The organism is Citrobacter sp. RHB20-C16 (assembly GCF_013890155.1).
Classification (GTDB): domain Bacteria; phylum Pseudomonadota; class Gammaproteobacteria; order Enterobacterales; family Enterobacteriaceae; genus Citrobacter_A; species Citrobacter_A amalonaticus.
The window spans coordinates 2,732,162-2,747,817 of sequence record NZ_CP057630.1 but is presented as its reverse complement, the minus strand read 5'-3'; the positions used below and the strand labels follow the sequence as shown (position 1 = coordinate 2,747,817).

Below are 15,656 nucleotides of genomic sequence, written 5' to 3'. Positions count from 1 at the left end.
GGAATTGCACATAACATAAAACCGCCTTCACCGTTAAGGCGGTTTTTTGCGGTTAAGGAAATAATTAATGCGCTTTTTTAGACTGGGTATCAATCTCAGGGACCGGATCGCACCCGCTGGTATCGGCTTTTTTGACCTTCTCCAGCGCGCTTGCCACGGTATGGCGAGCTAATACCTCTAACGAAGCTTGCTCCGCTTCATCGGCGATAGATTTGAAGTACCAGCAAGCGTTGGCGCTGACCACGCAGCGAGCCGGTACGTCAGGACGCGATGCCCATAGCTTTTTATCTTCAATAACAGAAAGGTAGATATCACGCAGGGTGATCTCTTCCGCCGGGCGACCAAGATGAATAGAACCGTTGCGGCCAAGCGTTGAGACGATGATACCGTCTCGCGTGAGCGGAACCATTAATTTGCGAATAAAGCTCGGATTTGCTTCCAGACCATAGGCCAGAATTGCACTTGTCGAACGTTCACCCGATTGCTCCGCCATCGCTACGCTGAGAACCATCTGCAAAGCTGTCGGGAAGCGGTAATCTAACATTTTATTGTCCTGGGTTGCGGTGAATCTTGTTCTTTTTGGCACCGCGGAGGTGGATAATCAGTAAGCATCAATATAACAAAAACGGTAATTTTTTTGAAGCAGTCAACATTTGACCTGACATGCCAGACGAACAGCCTGGGATCTCAGTCCAGAGAATCAGACACTGAAACGATGTTATCGAACCAAAGGAGTGAAACCCTGTTTTACACATTGTTATAAACCCAGGTGACGTCAAATAATTCTGTGCTGAACGTGGTTTGTATTCGTTATAGCCATACTCATATTCAGTGGTGAGTTTCTTTGCCTGAACAATATCGCCGAATCTGCGTTCACTTATAACACCAAATGTACGCTATACGTAGGGGGGCAAAATATCATCAATTCAGGTCTGTGGAGTAAAAATATCAGTCTATCCTTTCTGAAACTTTCAATGGATTAAAGCCTGTCGTTTAAGAATAGTGGTGTTTTCTTTTTATCGGAATACGTTAGTATCAATGTTAACTATTTTCGATGCAATTAATGGAAGTGGGTTGAGGGGGTATCATTAGATTAATATGGAATCGGTTGTTGTTTTTTTATTCTTTTGTTTCCGGTATGAAATTATGCGATAAAAATTGAGTTGTCTTTTTCAATTAAAAAACAACATGATACGGTTTGTTTTACACGCGATTTCCTGTCTCGTTTCACAATGTCAATGTTTTTCTAAGAGAATGGTCACGTTAAAGTCCTCTCCCTTTCTGCCGATAGATACGCTGGCACATGTTTAAAACATGATCAATTTCAATATGTTAGCTTGACTCCGCCCTTAAGTCGAACGCTCCCGGCATTGTTCTGGTTTTTTCAACGGGTGGCAGGGAAAAGGTGACTTTTTTTGTATGAGATAGCAAATGAAAATAAATGATTTTGGTGTTGGTACCCGAATGGGAGTTGGCTTCAGTATTGTTCTCACCCTTGTCGTTATTATGGCTGTAACGGGGATCGTTAAATTAAATGGCATATTGAAAGAAACCCATGCTATTACGGACAGGTTGCTGGTGCTGGAGCGACTCACGGGGGCGTGGGGGGCGGCAATTGACTATAATGGTGCGATGGGGCTATCTGTACTGACTTCCTCTGATGATGGAATTAAAAAATTTGCCCAGTCAAAGATGAAGGTAATGTCAGAGCGGGTGAGTGCCATTCAGAAGGAACTGGCAGAATTAATTGTCTCTGATACGGGTAAGTCACTCCTGGCGACCGTGGGAGATAAAAGAAAGCTGTACATCGATATCCGCAATGAGGCGATTCGCATCAGTGAACAAGGGAATGGTGATGCCACCAATGCATTTATTCGCCAGAAACTCATTCCCGCCATGGAGGTCTATTCCGGCAGCGTAAAAGCACTGGAAAATTACGATAAAGCACAAATTGATGAAGCCAGTGGGTCCATTCAGGAGAATGGCTCGGCGGCAATTCAGGCTCTGATTGTTCTTGGCGTCATCGCTATTGTCGTCGGCAGTCTGTTAGCGTGGTTTATCACACGTGGGATAACTCGCCCATTGCTGTCAGCCGTTAATGTGGCTCGGGAAGTGGCGTCCGGTAATCTGGGTATCGACGTCAAAGTGGAATCCCGAGACCAGCCTGGACAACTGATGCTCTCCCTGAGGGAAATGACAGAGAGTCTGCGTAATACGGTACGCAAGGTTCGTGAAGGGGCCGACAGCATTGCGTTAGCCGCGGCTGAAATTAATAGTGGTAACACCGATCTGGCCTCTCGCACGGAAGAGCAAGCGGCAGGGGTAGAAGAGACTGCCTCGACGCTGGAAGAGCTGACGGCAACTATTAACAATACTGCAGCAAACACGGCGCAGGCGCATCGTTACGTGAGTGAGACAGCTTCTGTCGTGAAACAGAATGGCGCCGTTATGAGTGAAGTGTCTTCCCGGATGCAGGAAATTTACGATTCCTCATCAAAAATGGCGGACATCATCCAGGTTATTGATGGTATAGCCTTCCAGACCAATATTCTGGCGCTGAATGCAGCAGTAGAAGCTGCGCGAGCGGGTGAATCCGGACGTGGTTTTGCTGTGGTGGCTGGAGAAGTCCGAACACTGGCACAACGCAGTGCGTCAGCTGCCCGTGAAATTAAGGAATTGATCGATGATTCTGTCTCCCGTATTGCCTCTGGCCGCAATCTGGTTGAAAAAGCAGATGCTGGCATGATGGGAATTGTTTCCAACGTCCAGAACATGACTCAACTGATTGAGGAAATCGCACAAGCGAGTCGGGAGCAGAGTGATGGGATTGCCCAAATCAACAGTGCGATGGGACAGATTGATACCACCACACAGCAAAATGCCGCGCTCGTTGAAGAGTCAGCTGCAGCTGCCTCTTCAATGCAGGAGCAGTCTCGTGTACTCCAGGATATGGTGAGCGTGTTCAGTTTGAATGAGGAAGGAATACAACCAGTAAACATGACCTCAGAAAAACGTGTTAGTCGCCCGAGGGAGAGGAATAATGGCGAAAAATATGTAGTGTCCAAAAAGATAGCTTCAGAAACAGACAACTGGGAAACGTTCTGAGCACCCTAATACGAAAAATCCACGCAATTGCGTGGATTTTATAGTTTTTTGTGATTCTCATGAGATTCAGCGAAATCTCATGAGACAACAGAAACGAATTAGACGTTGAACAGGAAGTTCATCACATCGCCATCTTTAACGATGTAATCTTTCCCTTCAGCACGCATTTTACCGGCTTCTTTCGCGCCTTGTTCACCTTTGTAGGTGATGAAGTCGTCAAACGCGATCGTCTGTGCGCGGATAAAGCCTTTCTCAAAATCGGTATGGATTTTACCTGCCGCCTGCGGTGCGGTGGCGCCGACAGGAATGGTCCATGCACGCACTTCCTTCACACCAGCGGTGAAGTAGGTCTGCAGGTTCAGCAGCTTGTAACCAGCACGGATCACGCGGTTCAGGCCCGGTTCTTCCAGCCCCAGTTCCTGCATGAACTCGTCGCGCTCGTCATCGTCGAGTTCAGCGATGTCCGCTTCAACGGCGGCGCACACCGGAACCACGACGGAACCTTCCTTCGCGGCAATTTCACGTACCTGATCGAGATACGGGTTGTTTTCGAAACCGTCTTCGTTCACGTTGGCGATATACATGGTCGGTTTCAGCGTCAGGAAGCTCAGGTAGCGGATCGCCGCTTTATCTTCGTCAGTCAGATCCAGAGAACGCAGCATGCCAGCTTCAGAGAGTTGCGGCAGGCATTTTTCCAGCGCGGCCAGCTCGGCTTTTGCGTCTTTATCGCCGCCTTTGGCTTTCTTCTGTACGCGGTGAATAGCGCGTTCGCAGGTATCGAGATCCGCCAGCGCCAGCTCGGTGTTGATCACGTCGATATCTTCCGCCGGGTTCACTTTGCCCGAAACGTGAATAATGTTGTCGTTTTCAAAGCAGCGCACCACGTGGCCAATCGCTTCGGTTTCACGAATGTTGGTCAGGAACTGGTTACCCAGACCTTCACCTTTGGACGCGCCTTTTACCAGACCGGCAATATCAACAAATTCCATTGTGGTCGGCAGGATACGCTGCGGTTTAACGATCTCAGCCAGCTGCTCCAGACGCGGGTCGGGCATCGGCACGACGCCGGTATTCGGCTCAATCGTACAGAATGGGAAGTTTGCCGCTTCAATACCGGCTTTGGTCAGCGCGTTGAACAGGGTAGATTTCCCGACGTTGGGCAAACCGACGATACCGCATTTGAATCCCATGATTTAAATCACCTTAATATCTTAATAATCAACCTGTTGTAGAAAACAGATTGTAGAAATGGAAATAACTTTGCCTATTATACACAGCGTACGGCAAAAATGCCGCACATCACTGCTTATTGCGCTTTAAAGGCGTGCAATCGATTCGTTGCTTTGGTCAAACCGTCTTTGAACCATACCTCAGTGCAACGCGCCGCTTCGTCAATCGCGTCGTCAATTAACTTCTGTTCTGAAACAGGCGGTTTGCCTAATACAAAGCCGACAACTTTATTTTTATCGCCCGGATGACCGATTCCGACACGTAAGCGATGAAAGTTAGGGTTATTGCCGAGCTTGCTGATAATGTCTTTCAGCCCGTTGTGTCCGCCATGACCTCCGCCGAGTTTAAATTTTGCCACGCCAGGGGGAAGATCCAGTTCATCGTGGGCCACTAAAATTTCGTCGGGATTGATGCGATAAAAACTCGCCATTGCGCCGACCGCTTTGCCGCTCAGATTCATAAACGTGGTGGGAACTAATAAACGGACATCTTCACCTTCCAGACTGACTCTGGAGGTGTAGCCAAAGAATTTCGGCTCTTCGCGCAGAGGAGCACGCAACCGCTCTGCCAGTAAATCGACGTACCATGCGCCCGCATTATGTCGGGTGGCTGCATATTCAGCGCCGGGGTTCGCCAGGCCGACAATCAGTTTAATCGTCACGTTTTTATCCTGAGTGTTTCAATAACTGGCGCGTAGTTTACTGTCTGTCGCCCCGCTTGACAAAGCACCGTGTCACTTTACCCGGAAACTGAATAATTGCCTGTATTGATTATTGGAAAGTCAAGGTGTTCAGAGGCTTATTTGTAAAGATTTGTTGAATAATGGGGTGTAATTGTGATCGCAGGCGCACTACCAAAGTGGTGTGTTGTCTATACTTTACACATATGGATTAGGGGTATTCCCTGAAGCAACCCAAAAGTTCCGGAGGTGACACATGAAACGCAAAAACGCTTCGTTACTCGGTAATGTGCTCATGGGTTTGGGGTTAGTGGTTATGGTGGTTGGTGTGGGTTACTCCATTTTAAACCAGTTGCCGCAATTTAACCTGCCACAATTTTTCGCACATGGTGCAGTGCTCAGTATCTTCGTCGGCGCCATTTTGTGGCTGGCGGGTGCCCGCGTAGGGGGGCATGAACAAGTCAGCGACCGCTACTGGTGGGTGCGCCATTACGACAAACGTTGCCGCCGTAACGATAATCGTCGTCACAGTTAACGTTCCCTGCAAGATAATGACCAGCCAGCATCAGGCTGACTGGTCACGGTTTGCGATTTCTTTCTCGCGTTATTGTTGTGCGCGTCTTTTCATCCGCAGCATCATCCATAATAACGCCAGCATGATGGCGAGATACCCCATGACGTACATTCCCTGATGTTTTCTCGCCGTCAGGTCGGGATCGGCCGCCCAGGTCAGAAAGGCGGTGACATCCCGTGCGTATTGTTCTTCAGTTTGCGCGACATGCGATTCTGACTGCCATTCGATTTCGCCGTCCGCCAGCGGTTTTGGCATGTTAATCACCCCACCAGGATAATAACGATTCGCCTTCAGTTCTGGGTCATCAGGCAGATAACCGGTTAAGAGCGCGAAGAGGTAATCCGCGCCTTGCTCAGTGTAGGGAATAAACGCGTCCAGCAGAAATTGCGGAAAGCCGCGATCGTAGGTTCGGGCGCGAACGATATAACTTAAATCCACGGGCAGGGCGCCGTTATTCAGGTGTCTCGCTTCCTGATCGTTGAGATAAGGCGAAATAAAGCTGTCGTTCAGGGTGCCGTCCCGCTCACCGGGTTGACCGTCATCCTGAATAATCGGAAAGACATAGCCGCTGGCGAGATTTTTCGCGTCTTCTGTCGTTAGTTCCGGGCCGCCGGGTTTGGTCAGCGTGCGAAACGTCAGGTATTTCATGCCGTGACAGGCCCGACACTTCTCTTCATAGACCTGCAAACCGCGTCGCAATTGCGCCTTATCATATTTTCCGGAGAGACCGCTGAAGCTCCACTCCTGGCGCGTGGGAACAGGCTCTTGCGCGAATGTGGGGCTCATCGCGCAGAGTACCACCCACAGCATGCTGCATCTGAGTAATTGTCTCATCATCTTCAGTCCTGCTTTTCCAGAAAACGACGACAGGGCAGCACCAGTAAAAACCAGGCGAAATAGCCGATTGTCGACAGTTGCGAGACCGCGCGGATCCATCCCTCTTCATTACGAATGCCCTCCGTCAGATCGGGGCCAACCAGGGCTTTTGATCCCAGCCACCCAAGAAAACAGACGTTCAGCACCCACAGCCAGAAACCCCATTTCACCCATTTGCTGTAGTGACGAAAACGTGCGCGGGAGGTATCCAGCCACGGCAGAAAATAGAAGATCAGCACCGCGCCGCACATCGCCACCAGCCCGACGAGTTCGTTCGGGAAGCAGCGCAGAATGGAAAAGAAGGGGAGAAAGTACCACTCCGGGGCAACAATCGCCGGAGTCACCGTGGGATCCGCCGGGATGAAGTTATCCGCGCTGCTCAGATAGTGCGGCGCGAAGAACAAAAACCAGGTGAACAGCATCAGGAATAACGTGATTTTAATAGCATCTGCATCCGTGATTCGGTAATCGAAGAGCAGACGACGAGACGCTTTCTCACTGAAGGCCCGTTTCATCGCGTGAGCAAAGGCCGACTGTACCGTACGGACGTGGAAAATCGTCATCACCACGACCACAACGGGAAGAATAAAGTGCAGGACGTAAAAGCGCCCAAGCGTGGAGGTGCCAGGCGCATAGCCGCCTACCAGCAAGGTATACAACCCGTCGCCCACTACCGGAATAGCGCGGGCGAAACTGGTGATCACCGTCGCTGCCCAGTAGCTCTTTTGCCCCCAAATCAGGCTGTAGCCAAGAAACGCGGTGATCATCAGCAGCACGTACAACGTGACGCTAACCATCCACATCGTCACATACGGTCTGCGGTAGACGCTGTAATACATGCCACGGAAAATATGCAAATAGCAGGCAAAGAAAAACAGCGATGCGCCGATGGCGTGCATATTGCGCAGCAACTCTCCGTGACTGACCGCGCGCATGATGTGGATGATGGAATCAAACGCCAGCGATGTCGTCGGGACGTAAAACATCGCCAGCACGATACCGGTCAGGATCTGTATTCCCAGCATCACCAGCAGGATCGCACCAACGGCAAACAGCCATACACCGGCGATGGAGCGCGGGAAAGGAATGCGCCAGCGGATCATCTCACACGTCCTTAGCGCCTATACGCACGGTCAGACCATCAGGATGAAAGGCAAACTCAGGAACGGCCAGATTAGTGGTTGCGGGGCCGCGGGTGACCCGTCCGGACGTATCAAACTCCGAACCGTGACACGGGCAAATCCAGCCCTGTCCACCGGGTCTGGTATTGGGAACACAGCCGGCATGCGGACAATACCCCTGAACAACCAGCCACTGCGGATAGTCAGACGCGACCCGTTCGCTGTCCGATTGCGGATCGACAAGCGTGCTGTGGTCACCCGTGCGGGCCGCGACGATCTCTTCCGGCGTGCGATGATGGATGAGGATCAGCTTCCCTTGCCAGATGCGTCTGAGGGTTTGTCCTGCGGCGATCCCCGCCAGCGAGACGTCTATCGGCTCATTTTCTCCGCGCGTTGTTTCGTCCGGACCTAATGCGGAAATTAACGGCCAGACGGCGGCGGTCACTCCCGCTGCGCCAACAAATTTTGTCAATTTGCACAGGCAGTTGCGTCGTTGCTGCTGAATGTCTTTATCCGGCTGTTTGTTCTCCACCACCACAGCGCTCTCCCTTACTGTTTATCAATACGCGAATAGATATCCTGAAAGCGCTTATTAGCGATCCCGGGGGCCGTAAACGCGCGATAGCTGTCCGGCAGGGTGGCGTTGCCGACTTTAATCAGCATGACCATCCCTTGCGCATAATGCGGGGTGCATTTAATGCCGTAGAAGCCCGCGTTGTCATACTTCACTGCGATCTCCTCATCGATTTTGCCGATAAATCCCGGGTAGCCCGCAGGCGAGAGTTCAGCAATCGAGGCTGCGTTGTGACTCTTATGTTTGCGGATAAATTTCACCGTATCACCAGGCTGAATCTCCAGGTAGTCTGGCTCATAGACCATGGGGCCTGCTGAACCGCGATTCTTCATCAGTACTTCGTGGGTTTGCGCGAAGGCAGAAGCGGTAAGGACCAGCAAACACAATACGTTCAGGCTCTTTTTCAGAGAGTTCATGGGGGGCTTCCTTAGGTTTCTTCAGGTCTTTGATAACGAATAAAACAGTTCGCACCATGGCGATCGCGCTCGACGATGGCGTCAATGCCAAACCAGGCGCGGAGATTCTCGCGGGTGAAAATGGTGCAGGGACGGCCCTGCATTTCCAGACGACCGGCGTTCATCACGATGATGCGATCGCAGAACATGGCCGCATGATTGAGATCGTGGAGAGCGGCGACAACCGTCAGTTTTTCGCGTTTCACCAGACTGAGAAGGCCAATCTGATGTTGAATGTCGAGGTGATTAGTGGGCTCGTCCATCAGTAGCAGTTGTGGCTGCTGAGCGAGCGCGCGGGCAATATGCAGGCGTTGTTTTTCGCCGCCGGAAAAGGTGTGCCAGCAGCGATGGCGAAGATGCTGAAGATCGACTTTCTCCAGCATGGTCTGGACGATATCGTCATCGTTGTCCGACCACGGATTCAGTAGGCTCAGCCACGGGGTTCGCCCCAGCGAGACGGCCTGTATCGCGGTCAGGCGCTCACTGGTTTCTGCCTGCTGCTCAACCAGCGCGACCTGCTGCGCCAGTTGACGACGTGAATAGCGATGCAGCGCTTTTTGCTGCAACAGGATGTGACCGGCGGTGGGCTTCAGCAGACCGGCCAGCAATGAAATCAGCGACGTTTTCCCGGAACCATTGGGGCCGATAATGCCGACAAACTCACCCGGCGCCACGCTGAGTGAGACGTCATTGACGATCACTTTGCCTTTCACCTGCCAGTGCAGACTTTTCGCCTGAATTATCGCGTCGCGGATGGCAACCGGAGTCGGTACAGGATTGACGGTCATTTGGTCGGGTTTCCTCTGATCAGGATGATGGAGAACGCGGGCGCACCGACCAGGGCCGTAATAACGCCGATAGGCAGAACTTGTCCGGGGAGAAGCGTGCGGGAGATAACATCGGCGACGATCAGGAAAATGGCGCCGATCAGCGCGCTGACAGGCAGCAAACGATGGTGCTGATTGCCTACCAGCAGACGGGCGGCGTGAGGGATCACCAGTCCCACAAAGCCAATAGCGCCGACGATGGAGACCATAATGGCCGTCATACCCGTTACGGCGGCAATCAGCACGCCACGTGTGCGTTTTACCGGAATCCCCAGTGAGGCGGCGGACTCCGCGCCAAAAGAGAAGGCATCCAGATGGCGGGCATAACAGAAGCATATCGCAACGCCAACTAACGCTGTGGGGATCGCCAGCACCACATCCGGCCAGCGGACGCCGCTCAGATTCCCGAGTAACCAGAACATAATGCCGCGTGCCTGTTCCGCGTTAGCTGAACGGGTGATGATCAGCGAGGTCAGCGCATTGAATAACTGGGAACTGGCAATGCCAGCGAGAATGATTTGCGTCGTCACCCCACCGCCTTGTTTGCCGCCTGCCGCTACCGCCAGAAGGGCCACAAACAAAAAGGCAGTCAAGGCACCGACAAATGCGCCGAACGACATGCTGATCATCCCGGCGCCCAGTCCGGTCAGCGCAACCAGCACCGCACCGGTTGATGCGCCTGCGGAAATGCCCAGCAGATACGGCTCGGCAAGCGCATTGCGCAGTAACGACTGTAAAACCACGCCCGACACGGCCAGGCAGGCGCCACAACTGGCGGAGACCAGCGCACGGGTCAGGCGATAGTTCCAGACAATCCCGGCATCCAGCGCATCAACCGGATAATCGGTATCAAACAGATGGTTTGCCAGCGTGTTGAATACGTGCTGCCAGGGAATAAACGTCTCGCCAATGGCGATCCCTGCCAGCAGGACGCCACACATCAGCACGCTAACCCAGAGGGCATGGCCACAAACATTGACCGCCAGCCGACTAACGGCGTGACGCGTCCTGCGTAAATCGCTCATAGTAACCTGCGTTTGGAGTGCATAACACGCGCCGGCCCCGTCAGGAACTGGCGCGAAACGAGGGTTAATGCGCGGCTTGTGGATGCGCTAAGCCATACTCAACCAGGGCGTCAGCCAGTTTTTCAACACCGTCAATCGTTCTGATTCCGGCATTCATGGTCTGTACATCAATCACTGGTAAATGATCGGCTTTTACGGCGGGGATCAACTGGGTGACCGGGTCGGATTTCAAATAATCCATTTTCACCTGCCAGTCATCGGCCGGGAAACGTCGACGACTCATTTCCCCCAGCACAATCACTGTCGGTTGGGCTTTGGCGATGGTTTCCCAACCGACCGTTGGCCACTCCTCTGCGGAATCAATGATGTTTTTGATACCCAGGGTCTGCGCAATCCAGGCAGCAGGCCCTAATTTCCCGGCGACATACGGATCCAATTGCAGGTCGGCGCTGGAGAACCAGAAAACGGCGGAGACGCTGTTGTCCATCCCGGCGATTTTGTTCTTCGCTGCCGTTTCACGTGCTTTGAGGCTGGCAATCAGTTCTTCGCCCTTATCCTGAACGTCGAAGATCCTCGCTAAGTCGGCCACTTCCTGATAGACCATTGCGATATCAAACATGCCTTTGCGCACGCCGTCACCGCCATCTTCGTTATCTTTCGCGCAGTCTGCCGGTGCGGTATAGACCGGCACTTTCAGTTCGCTGAACTGTTCATAAGACGCCACCGTGCCCGCAGGGCCGATCTGCCATTCGAACTGGCTGGCGACCAGATCCGGTTTTTTGGCAATGATGCCTTCGAAGCTGGGGATGTTCTGCGCAATAACCGCAATCTTGTCATTTGCCGCCTTATACGCGTCGGGAACGGGCCCGAACCACAGCGATGTGCCTACCACGCGATCGGCCAGGCCCAGCGCATACAGGATCTCAGTGCTGTTTTGTCCTACGGTGGCAACACGTTTTGGCGCTGCGTGAAATGTCATATCCCGACCACAGTTTTTTATCGTCAATGGATATTCCGTTTTGGCTGCATGAGAAAGACCTGAGGTGAGAAACAGTGCGGCACCAGCAACAACCAGAAGCATTTTTTTATAAGGTAAAGAGGTAACATTAGCGTGCATTATTATCATCCCGTTCATGCCAGAATCTGAACGTCTGGTCATGGATTATATCGTTCCATATATCGGGAGAGTTCATGACGATAGATGACAGGACATCGTGAAATTTATGCATGACGTTATGCAAATAAAGAAAGTCAGCGGTTCAGTCAAGGATCTGATTCACTCTTTCACGGTGCCTAATATCAAATAATTCATCACATGGACCATCCCGTCCACTCAATGGGGTATAAATTTGACAGCAGGTCTCCTGACTCACGGTAATCAGAATATCGGCCTTCCCATAAAGATTCGCTTTACAGTGACCTGCAACAAAATATGCTGCACGAGGATATTCTGCATCCGCCTACAGTTGCGGGGGCAGTCATGGAATGGGATTGCAATAATCCGCACCATGTTCCTATTCATTACAATGTTGGTGCAATGAAATACTGTCGAAAAAGACTGTATCGGCATTTGTTAACAAGATCAATCGCAAGGGGAAAGACGAATTTTATTGAGTGGGATAAATTTTAGTTGTTGTGTATCAATGTGTTATGTTTTTTTTGAGGATGAAATTGCGGATGTCGAAATGTAATAATGAAAAGCTAAATGAGAATTGATTGACATTGATCAAGTAATATTCTTATTCATGCGTGATTTACGTGATCTCTCCATATGCACTAATTGCCAATCATCGTGCATATCCATCACAACCTGAAAATGATTACGTCGCCAGAATGAATAACCTCCCGGTAAAAAATGATGGGTATGTAAGTATAATAAGTTGTACCGTTGCTGCTCGCAGAATGTTTCAGCAAAAGCGAGTAACTGACGTCCAATACCTTTTCTGCGGTAACGTTTGTCCACATAGCAGCGACAAATTTCTGCCGTTTCTGTCAAAATATAGCGTCCGCGAAGTTCGGCTATACGGTCGTCATATTGGCAGACGGCCAGGGTCGCAATGAGTTCCTGCTTTTCGCTCCAGGCGCACAGCAATACATTGCGCTGCTGTTGAATATACTGCTGTTGCAGGTTAAAAACATCCTGTCCGGGAGTAGGGGCAGGTCTGTCAGCCGCAAAAAATTCATTCAGATGTTGAATCAGAAATAACTGAACCGCCGGAATATCTTCTCCGGTCATTTCACGTAGCGTAAATGAAATCACGAGTTGTCACTCTTATTTGCAGAAACTGAAAGCTGATAATAACAACACGGGAGGGGAAAAACAGGGGACAGAGCGGAAAATGTTACCGGCCTGTACAGGAACAGACCGGTAAGCGCAAAAAGATTATAAATCAGCCAGCGCCGCGTCGCGGTTCGGGAAAAAGGCCAGACGACCCGGAATCGGCTTAATGCCAGCGCGCGCCATCGTGCGCAGCGGCTGGAACTCAAGGTTACTTACGCGCAGTTCGCAGCCTTCTGGCAATCTTTTCACAAAGCGCTGGAAGGCATCCAGACCACCTGCGTCCAGCACCGGTACCGCGTCCCATTTCAGTACGACAATGCGTTTTCCTTCGATGCGTGACTCCAGATCGGTAAACAATCCTTCAGCGGCTGCAAAGAACAGTGGGCCGATCACGCGCAGCACCAGTACATCATCGGGGACCTCGACGTTAACCGCTGCCAGTCGCGTCATGCGTGCAATACGGCGCATAAACAGTAACGAGGCCAGTACAATCCCGACGCTGATGGCAATGACCATGTCAAACAGCACTGTCAGTGACATACACATCATCATCACAATGATGTCGTCTTTGGGCGCATGACGCAGCAAATCCACAACTTTGTGCGCTTCACTCATGTTCCAGGCCACCATCAACAGCAGGGCCGCCATCGCCGACAGCGGCAGCCATGAGAGCAGCGGTGCCAGCGCCAGCAGCGCCATGATCACCAGCAGCGCGTGGATCACGGCGGAAATAGGGGATGTTGCGCCAGCGCGGACGTTTGCCGCCGAACGGGCAATCGCCGCCGTTGCGGTAATCCCACCAAAGAAGGGGGCGACAATATTACCCAGGCCCTGACCAATCAGCTCGCTGTTGGCTTTGTGTTTCGTGCCGGTCATTCCGTCGAGTACCACGGCGCAGAGCAGGGACTCGATTGCCCCCAGCATGGCCATTGAGAAGGCCGCCGGAAGCAGGGCGCGCAGGGAATCCCAACTCAACGTGAAATCAGAATCCGGCAGGTTCCACGGCAGCACCAGTTGCGGCAGCAGTTGCGGTATCCCGTTGCCCTGTGAGCCGTCGGCCAGAATATAGTGGAACTGAGAACCAATGGTGGCAACGTGGCCGCCCAGCAGGTTGACGATCCCCATGACAGCACAGCCGGCGAGTAGGGCGGGCAGGTGGCCCGGCAGGCGAATGCCCAAACGCGGCCACATCATCAGCGTGCCCAGCGTGACCACCCCGATGGCGGCATCGCCCAGGTTAATGCTCGGCAGAGCCATAAATAGCGCGCCGACTTTTTGCAGATAGTGTTCCGGAACGTGGGCCATCTGCAAACCGAGGAAATCTTTGATTTGCATGGTACCAATGGTGATACCAATCCCTGAGGTAAAACCTAAGGTAACTGAGACCGGGATGTACTCAATCAGGCGGCCAAAGCGGGCCAGGCCAAAGAGGATCAGGAAGACCCCGGACATCAGCGTCGCGACAAGCAGGCCTGCCAGCCCAAACTGTTGTGAAACGGGGTAGAGGATCACCACAAACGCGGCGGTCGGGCCTGAGACGCTAAAACGCGAGCCCCCGGTTAAGGCAATAACAATCCCGGCCACAGCGGAGGTATAAAGTCCGTACTGCGGCGCGACACCACTCCCGATAGCCAGTGCCATCGCCAGCGGGATAGCAATAATCCCGACGGTGATCCCGGCAATCACATCACGGGTAAACCGTGAGGCGGTATATTTTTCTTTCCAACAAGCGTCGATGAGGGCGCGGAAAGGCATCACATGTGAGGAAAAAATTCTGTTCACAATAATGTTTCATCCATGAGCGCATCATCTGTCAACTCAATGAAATGGCGGGTTGGCAGGTGAAGGAGGCATAAGTCATACAAATAAAGGTTACAGACAAAAAAACCCGCCGCAGCGGGTCTTTGAGCCGGGTTCGATTAATGCTCGAACATAGCAGAAATCGATTCTTCGTTGCTGATACGACGAATCGCTTCGGCCAGCATACCCGACAGGGTCAACGTACGCACGTTCGGCAGTGCTTTGATTTCGTCGGTCAGCGGAATGGTATCGCAGACAACGACTTCATCAATCACAGAGTTACGCAGGTTGTTTGCCGCATTGCCTGAGAAGATCGGGTGAGTGGCATAAGCAAATACGCGTTTTGCACCACGTTCTTTCAGCGCTTCAGCTGCTTTACACAGCGTACCACCGGTGTCGATCATATCGTCAACCAGCACGCAGTCACGACCCGCTACGTCACCGATGATGTGCATCACCTGAGAGACGTTTGCACGCGGACGGCGTTTGTCGATGATCGCCATATCGGTGTCATTAAGCAGCTTAGCGATAGCGCGGGCACGCACGACGCCACCGATGTCCGGAGAAACCACAATCGGGTTATCCAGATTCAGCTGCAGCATATCTTCTAACAGAATTGGGCTACCAAATACGTTATCAACCGGTACGTCGAAGAAGCCCTGGATCTGTTCAGCATGCAGGTCAACGGTCAGAACGCGGTCAACGCCGACGCTGGACAGGAAGTCAGCGACAACTTTTGCCGTAATCGGCACACGAGCGGAACGTACACGACGATCCTGGCGCGCATAGCCAAAATAAGGGATAACGGCGGTGATACGGCCTGCGGAAGCACGGCGCAGGGCATCAACCATAACGACCAATTCCATCAGGTTGTCGTTCGTTGGAGCACAAGTGGACTGGATGATGAAAATATCACCACCGCGTACATTTTCGTTAATTTGTACGCTGACTTCGCCGTCGCTAAAGCGACCTACAGCGGCGTCGCCGAGAGAAGTGTACAGGCGGTTGGCAATACGTTGTGCTAGTTCCGGGGTGGCGTTACCAGCAAAAAGCTTCATATCAGGCACGAGAAGAACCTCAGGCATGCGTCCATTGGTGGAAAGAGTTTG

The 15,656-nt window shown here is 52.0% G+C and carries 15 protein-coding genes and 1 riboswitch; of the genes, 2 read left to right on the top strand and 13 right to left on the bottom strand.

Translation table 11 applies throughout. From position 1 onward, the window contains the following. Positions 1-64: 64 nt before the first annotated feature. Positions 65-544 carry an Rrf2 family transcriptional regulator gene (locus tag HVX64_RS13150; protein ID WP_044257678.1) on the bottom strand — a complete coding sequence of 160 codons (480 nt, stop codon included), beginning with the start codon at positions 542-544 and terminating at the stop codon, positions 65-67. An 887-nt stretch (positions 545-1,431) separates the two neighbouring features. On the opposite strand from HVX64_RS13150, the gene HVX64_RS13145 reads away from it, so the two are divergent. Further along, the gene (locus HVX64_RS13145) at positions 1,432-3,105 is read left to right on the top strand and encodes a methyl-accepting chemotaxis protein (protein ID WP_052443916.1); all 1,674 of its coding nucleotides are present in this window, start codon (positions 1,432-1,434) and stop codon (positions 3,103-3,105) included. Positions 3,106-3,203: 98 nt separating this feature from the next. Here the strand turns inward: HVX64_RS13145 and ychF are convergent, their stop codons facing one another. Both ychF and pth read right to left on the bottom strand, forming a co-directional pair. Continuing rightward, positions 3,204-4,295, bottom strand: coding sequence for a redox-regulated ATPase YchF (gene ychF, locus HVX64_RS13140; protein WP_043000470.1), 1,092 nt, complete (start codon positions 4,293-4,295; stop codon positions 3,204-3,206). Positions 4,296-4,411: 116 nt separating this feature from the next. Continuing rightward, entirely contained in the window at positions 4,412-4,996 is a 585-nt protein-coding gene (gene pth / locus HVX64_RS13135; RefSeq protein WP_043000471.1) for an aminoacyl-tRNA hydrolase, read from the bottom strand. 274 nt (positions 4,997-5,270) lie between these two features. Between pth and ychH the strand changes: the two genes are divergently transcribed. Further along, positions 5,271-5,549 (top strand): stress-induced protein YchH, encoded by a 279-nt coding sequence (ychH, locus tag HVX64_RS13130; protein ID WP_012132144.1) that lies wholly within the window; start codon positions 5,271-5,273, stop codon positions 5,547-5,549. A 69-nt stretch (positions 5,550-5,618) separates the two neighbouring features. Here ychH and HVX64_RS13125 read toward each other — a convergent pair whose 3' ends face one another. The 10 genes from HVX64_RS13125 to prs all read right to left on the bottom strand — a co-directional run bounded on the left by HVX64_RS13125 (position 5,619) and on the right by prs (position 15,614). Next, positions 5,619-6,422: a cytochrome c1 gene (locus HVX64_RS13125; RefSeq protein ID WP_044257818.1), complete on the bottom strand. Its 804-nt coding sequence runs from the start codon at positions 6,420-6,422 to the stop codon at positions 5,619-5,621. Between the two features lie 5 nt (positions 6,423-6,427). Next, a complete protein-coding gene (locus HVX64_RS13120) occupies positions 6,428-7,567 on the bottom strand; it encodes a cytochrome b N-terminal domain-containing protein (RefSeq protein WP_044257679.1) in 1,140 nt (379 codons plus the stop codon). Position 7,568: 1 nt separating this feature from the next. Further along, positions 7,569-8,120 (bottom strand): ubiquinol-cytochrome c reductase iron-sulfur subunit, encoded by a 552-nt coding sequence (petA, locus tag HVX64_RS13115; RefSeq protein WP_044257819.1) that lies wholly within the window; start codon positions 8,118-8,120, stop codon positions 7,569-7,571. A gap of 14 nt (positions 8,121-8,134) precedes the next feature. Next, complete coding sequence (locus HVX64_RS13110) at positions 8,135-8,575, bottom strand: pseudoazurin (protein ID WP_043000473.1); 441 nt, start codon at positions 8,573-8,575, stop codon at positions 8,135-8,137. Between the two features lie 11 nt (positions 8,576-8,586). Next, a complete protein-coding gene (locus HVX64_RS13105) occupies positions 8,587-9,402 on the bottom strand; it encodes an ABC transporter ATP-binding protein (RefSeq protein WP_044257681.1) in 816 nt (271 codons plus the stop codon). Then, positions 9,399-10,466 (bottom strand): iron ABC transporter permease, encoded by a 1,068-nt coding sequence (locus tag HVX64_RS13100; protein ID WP_044257683.1) that lies wholly within the window; start codon positions 10,464-10,466, stop codon positions 9,399-9,401. Before HVX64_RS13100 ends, HVX64_RS13105 begins: the two co-directional genes overlap by 4 nt. 64 nt (positions 10,467-10,530) lie before the next feature. Next, positions 10,531-11,583, bottom strand: a complete 1,053-nt coding sequence (locus HVX64_RS13095; RefSeq protein ID WP_043000476.1) for an ABC transporter substrate-binding protein — start codon at positions 11,581-11,583, stop codon at positions 10,531-10,533. A gap of 219 nt (positions 11,584-11,802) precedes the next feature. Beyond that, positions 11,803-12,031, bottom strand: a riboswitch (cobalamin riboswitch). 161 nt (positions 12,032-12,192) lie between these two features. Beyond that, the gene (locus HVX64_RS13090; RefSeq protein ID WP_043001918.1) at positions 12,193-12,702 is read right to left on the bottom strand and encodes a GNAT family N-acetyltransferase; all 510 of its coding nucleotides are present in this window, start codon (positions 12,700-12,702) and stop codon (positions 12,193-12,195) included. Positions 12,703-12,849: 147 nt separating this feature from the next. Then, positions 12,850-14,529, bottom strand: a complete 1,680-nt coding sequence (gene dauA / locus HVX64_RS13085; RefSeq protein WP_071888393.1) for a C4-dicarboxylic acid transporter DauA — start codon at positions 14,527-14,529, stop codon at positions 12,850-12,852. Positions 14,530-14,666: 137 nt separating this feature from the next. Continuing rightward, on the bottom strand, positions 14,667-15,614 hold the full coding sequence (prs, locus tag HVX64_RS13080) for a ribose-phosphate diphosphokinase (RefSeq protein ID WP_001518537.1): 948 nt from the start codon (positions 15,612-15,614) through the stop codon (positions 14,667-14,669). Between the last annotated feature and the right edge of the window lie 42 nt (positions 15,615-15,656).

Excerpts from the sequence above, each read along its gene's own strand:
- HVX64_RS13100 (WP_044257683.1), bottom strand. The coding sequence starts at position 10,466 with ATGAGCGATTTACGCAGGACGCGTCACGCCGTTAGTCGGCTGGCGGTC.
- HVX64_RS13150 (WP_044257678.1), bottom strand. The coding sequence starts at position 544 with ATGTTAGATTACCGCTTCCCGACAGCTTTGCAGATGGTTCTCAGCGTA.
- HVX64_RS13090 (WP_043001918.1), bottom strand. The coding sequence starts at position 12,702 with ATGACCGGAGAAGATATTCCGGCGGTTCAGTTATTTCTGATTCAACAT.
- ychH (WP_012132144.1), top strand. The coding sequence starts at position 5,271 with ATGAAACGCAAAAACGCTTCGTTACTCGGTAATGTGCTCATGGGTTTG.
- ychF (WP_043000470.1), bottom strand. The coding sequence starts at position 4,295 with ATGGGATTCAAATGCGGTATCGTCGGTTTGCCCAACGTCGGGAAATCT.
- HVX64_RS13095 (WP_043000476.1), bottom strand. The coding sequence starts at position 11,583 with ATGCACGCTAATGTTACCTCTTTACCTTATAAAAAAATGCTTCTGGTT.
- HVX64_RS13125 (WP_044257818.1), bottom strand. The coding sequence starts at position 6,422 with ATGAGACAATTACTCAGATGCAGCATGCTGTGGGTGGTACTCTGCGCG.
- HVX64_RS13105 (WP_044257681.1), bottom strand. The coding sequence starts at position 9,402 with ATGACCGTCAATCCTGTACCGACTCCGGTTGCCATCCGCGACGCGATA.
- HVX64_RS13110 (WP_043000473.1), bottom strand. The coding sequence starts at position 8,575 with ATGAACTCTCTGAAAAAGAGCCTGAACGTATTGTGTTTGCTGGTCCTT.
- HVX64_RS13145 (WP_052443916.1), top strand. The coding sequence starts at position 1,432 with ATGAAAATAAATGATTTTGGTGTTGGTACCCGAATGGGAGTTGGCTTC.
- HVX64_RS13120 (WP_044257679.1), bottom strand. The coding sequence starts at position 7,567 with ATGATCCGCTGGCGCATTCCTTTCCCGCGCTCCATCGCCGGTGTATGG.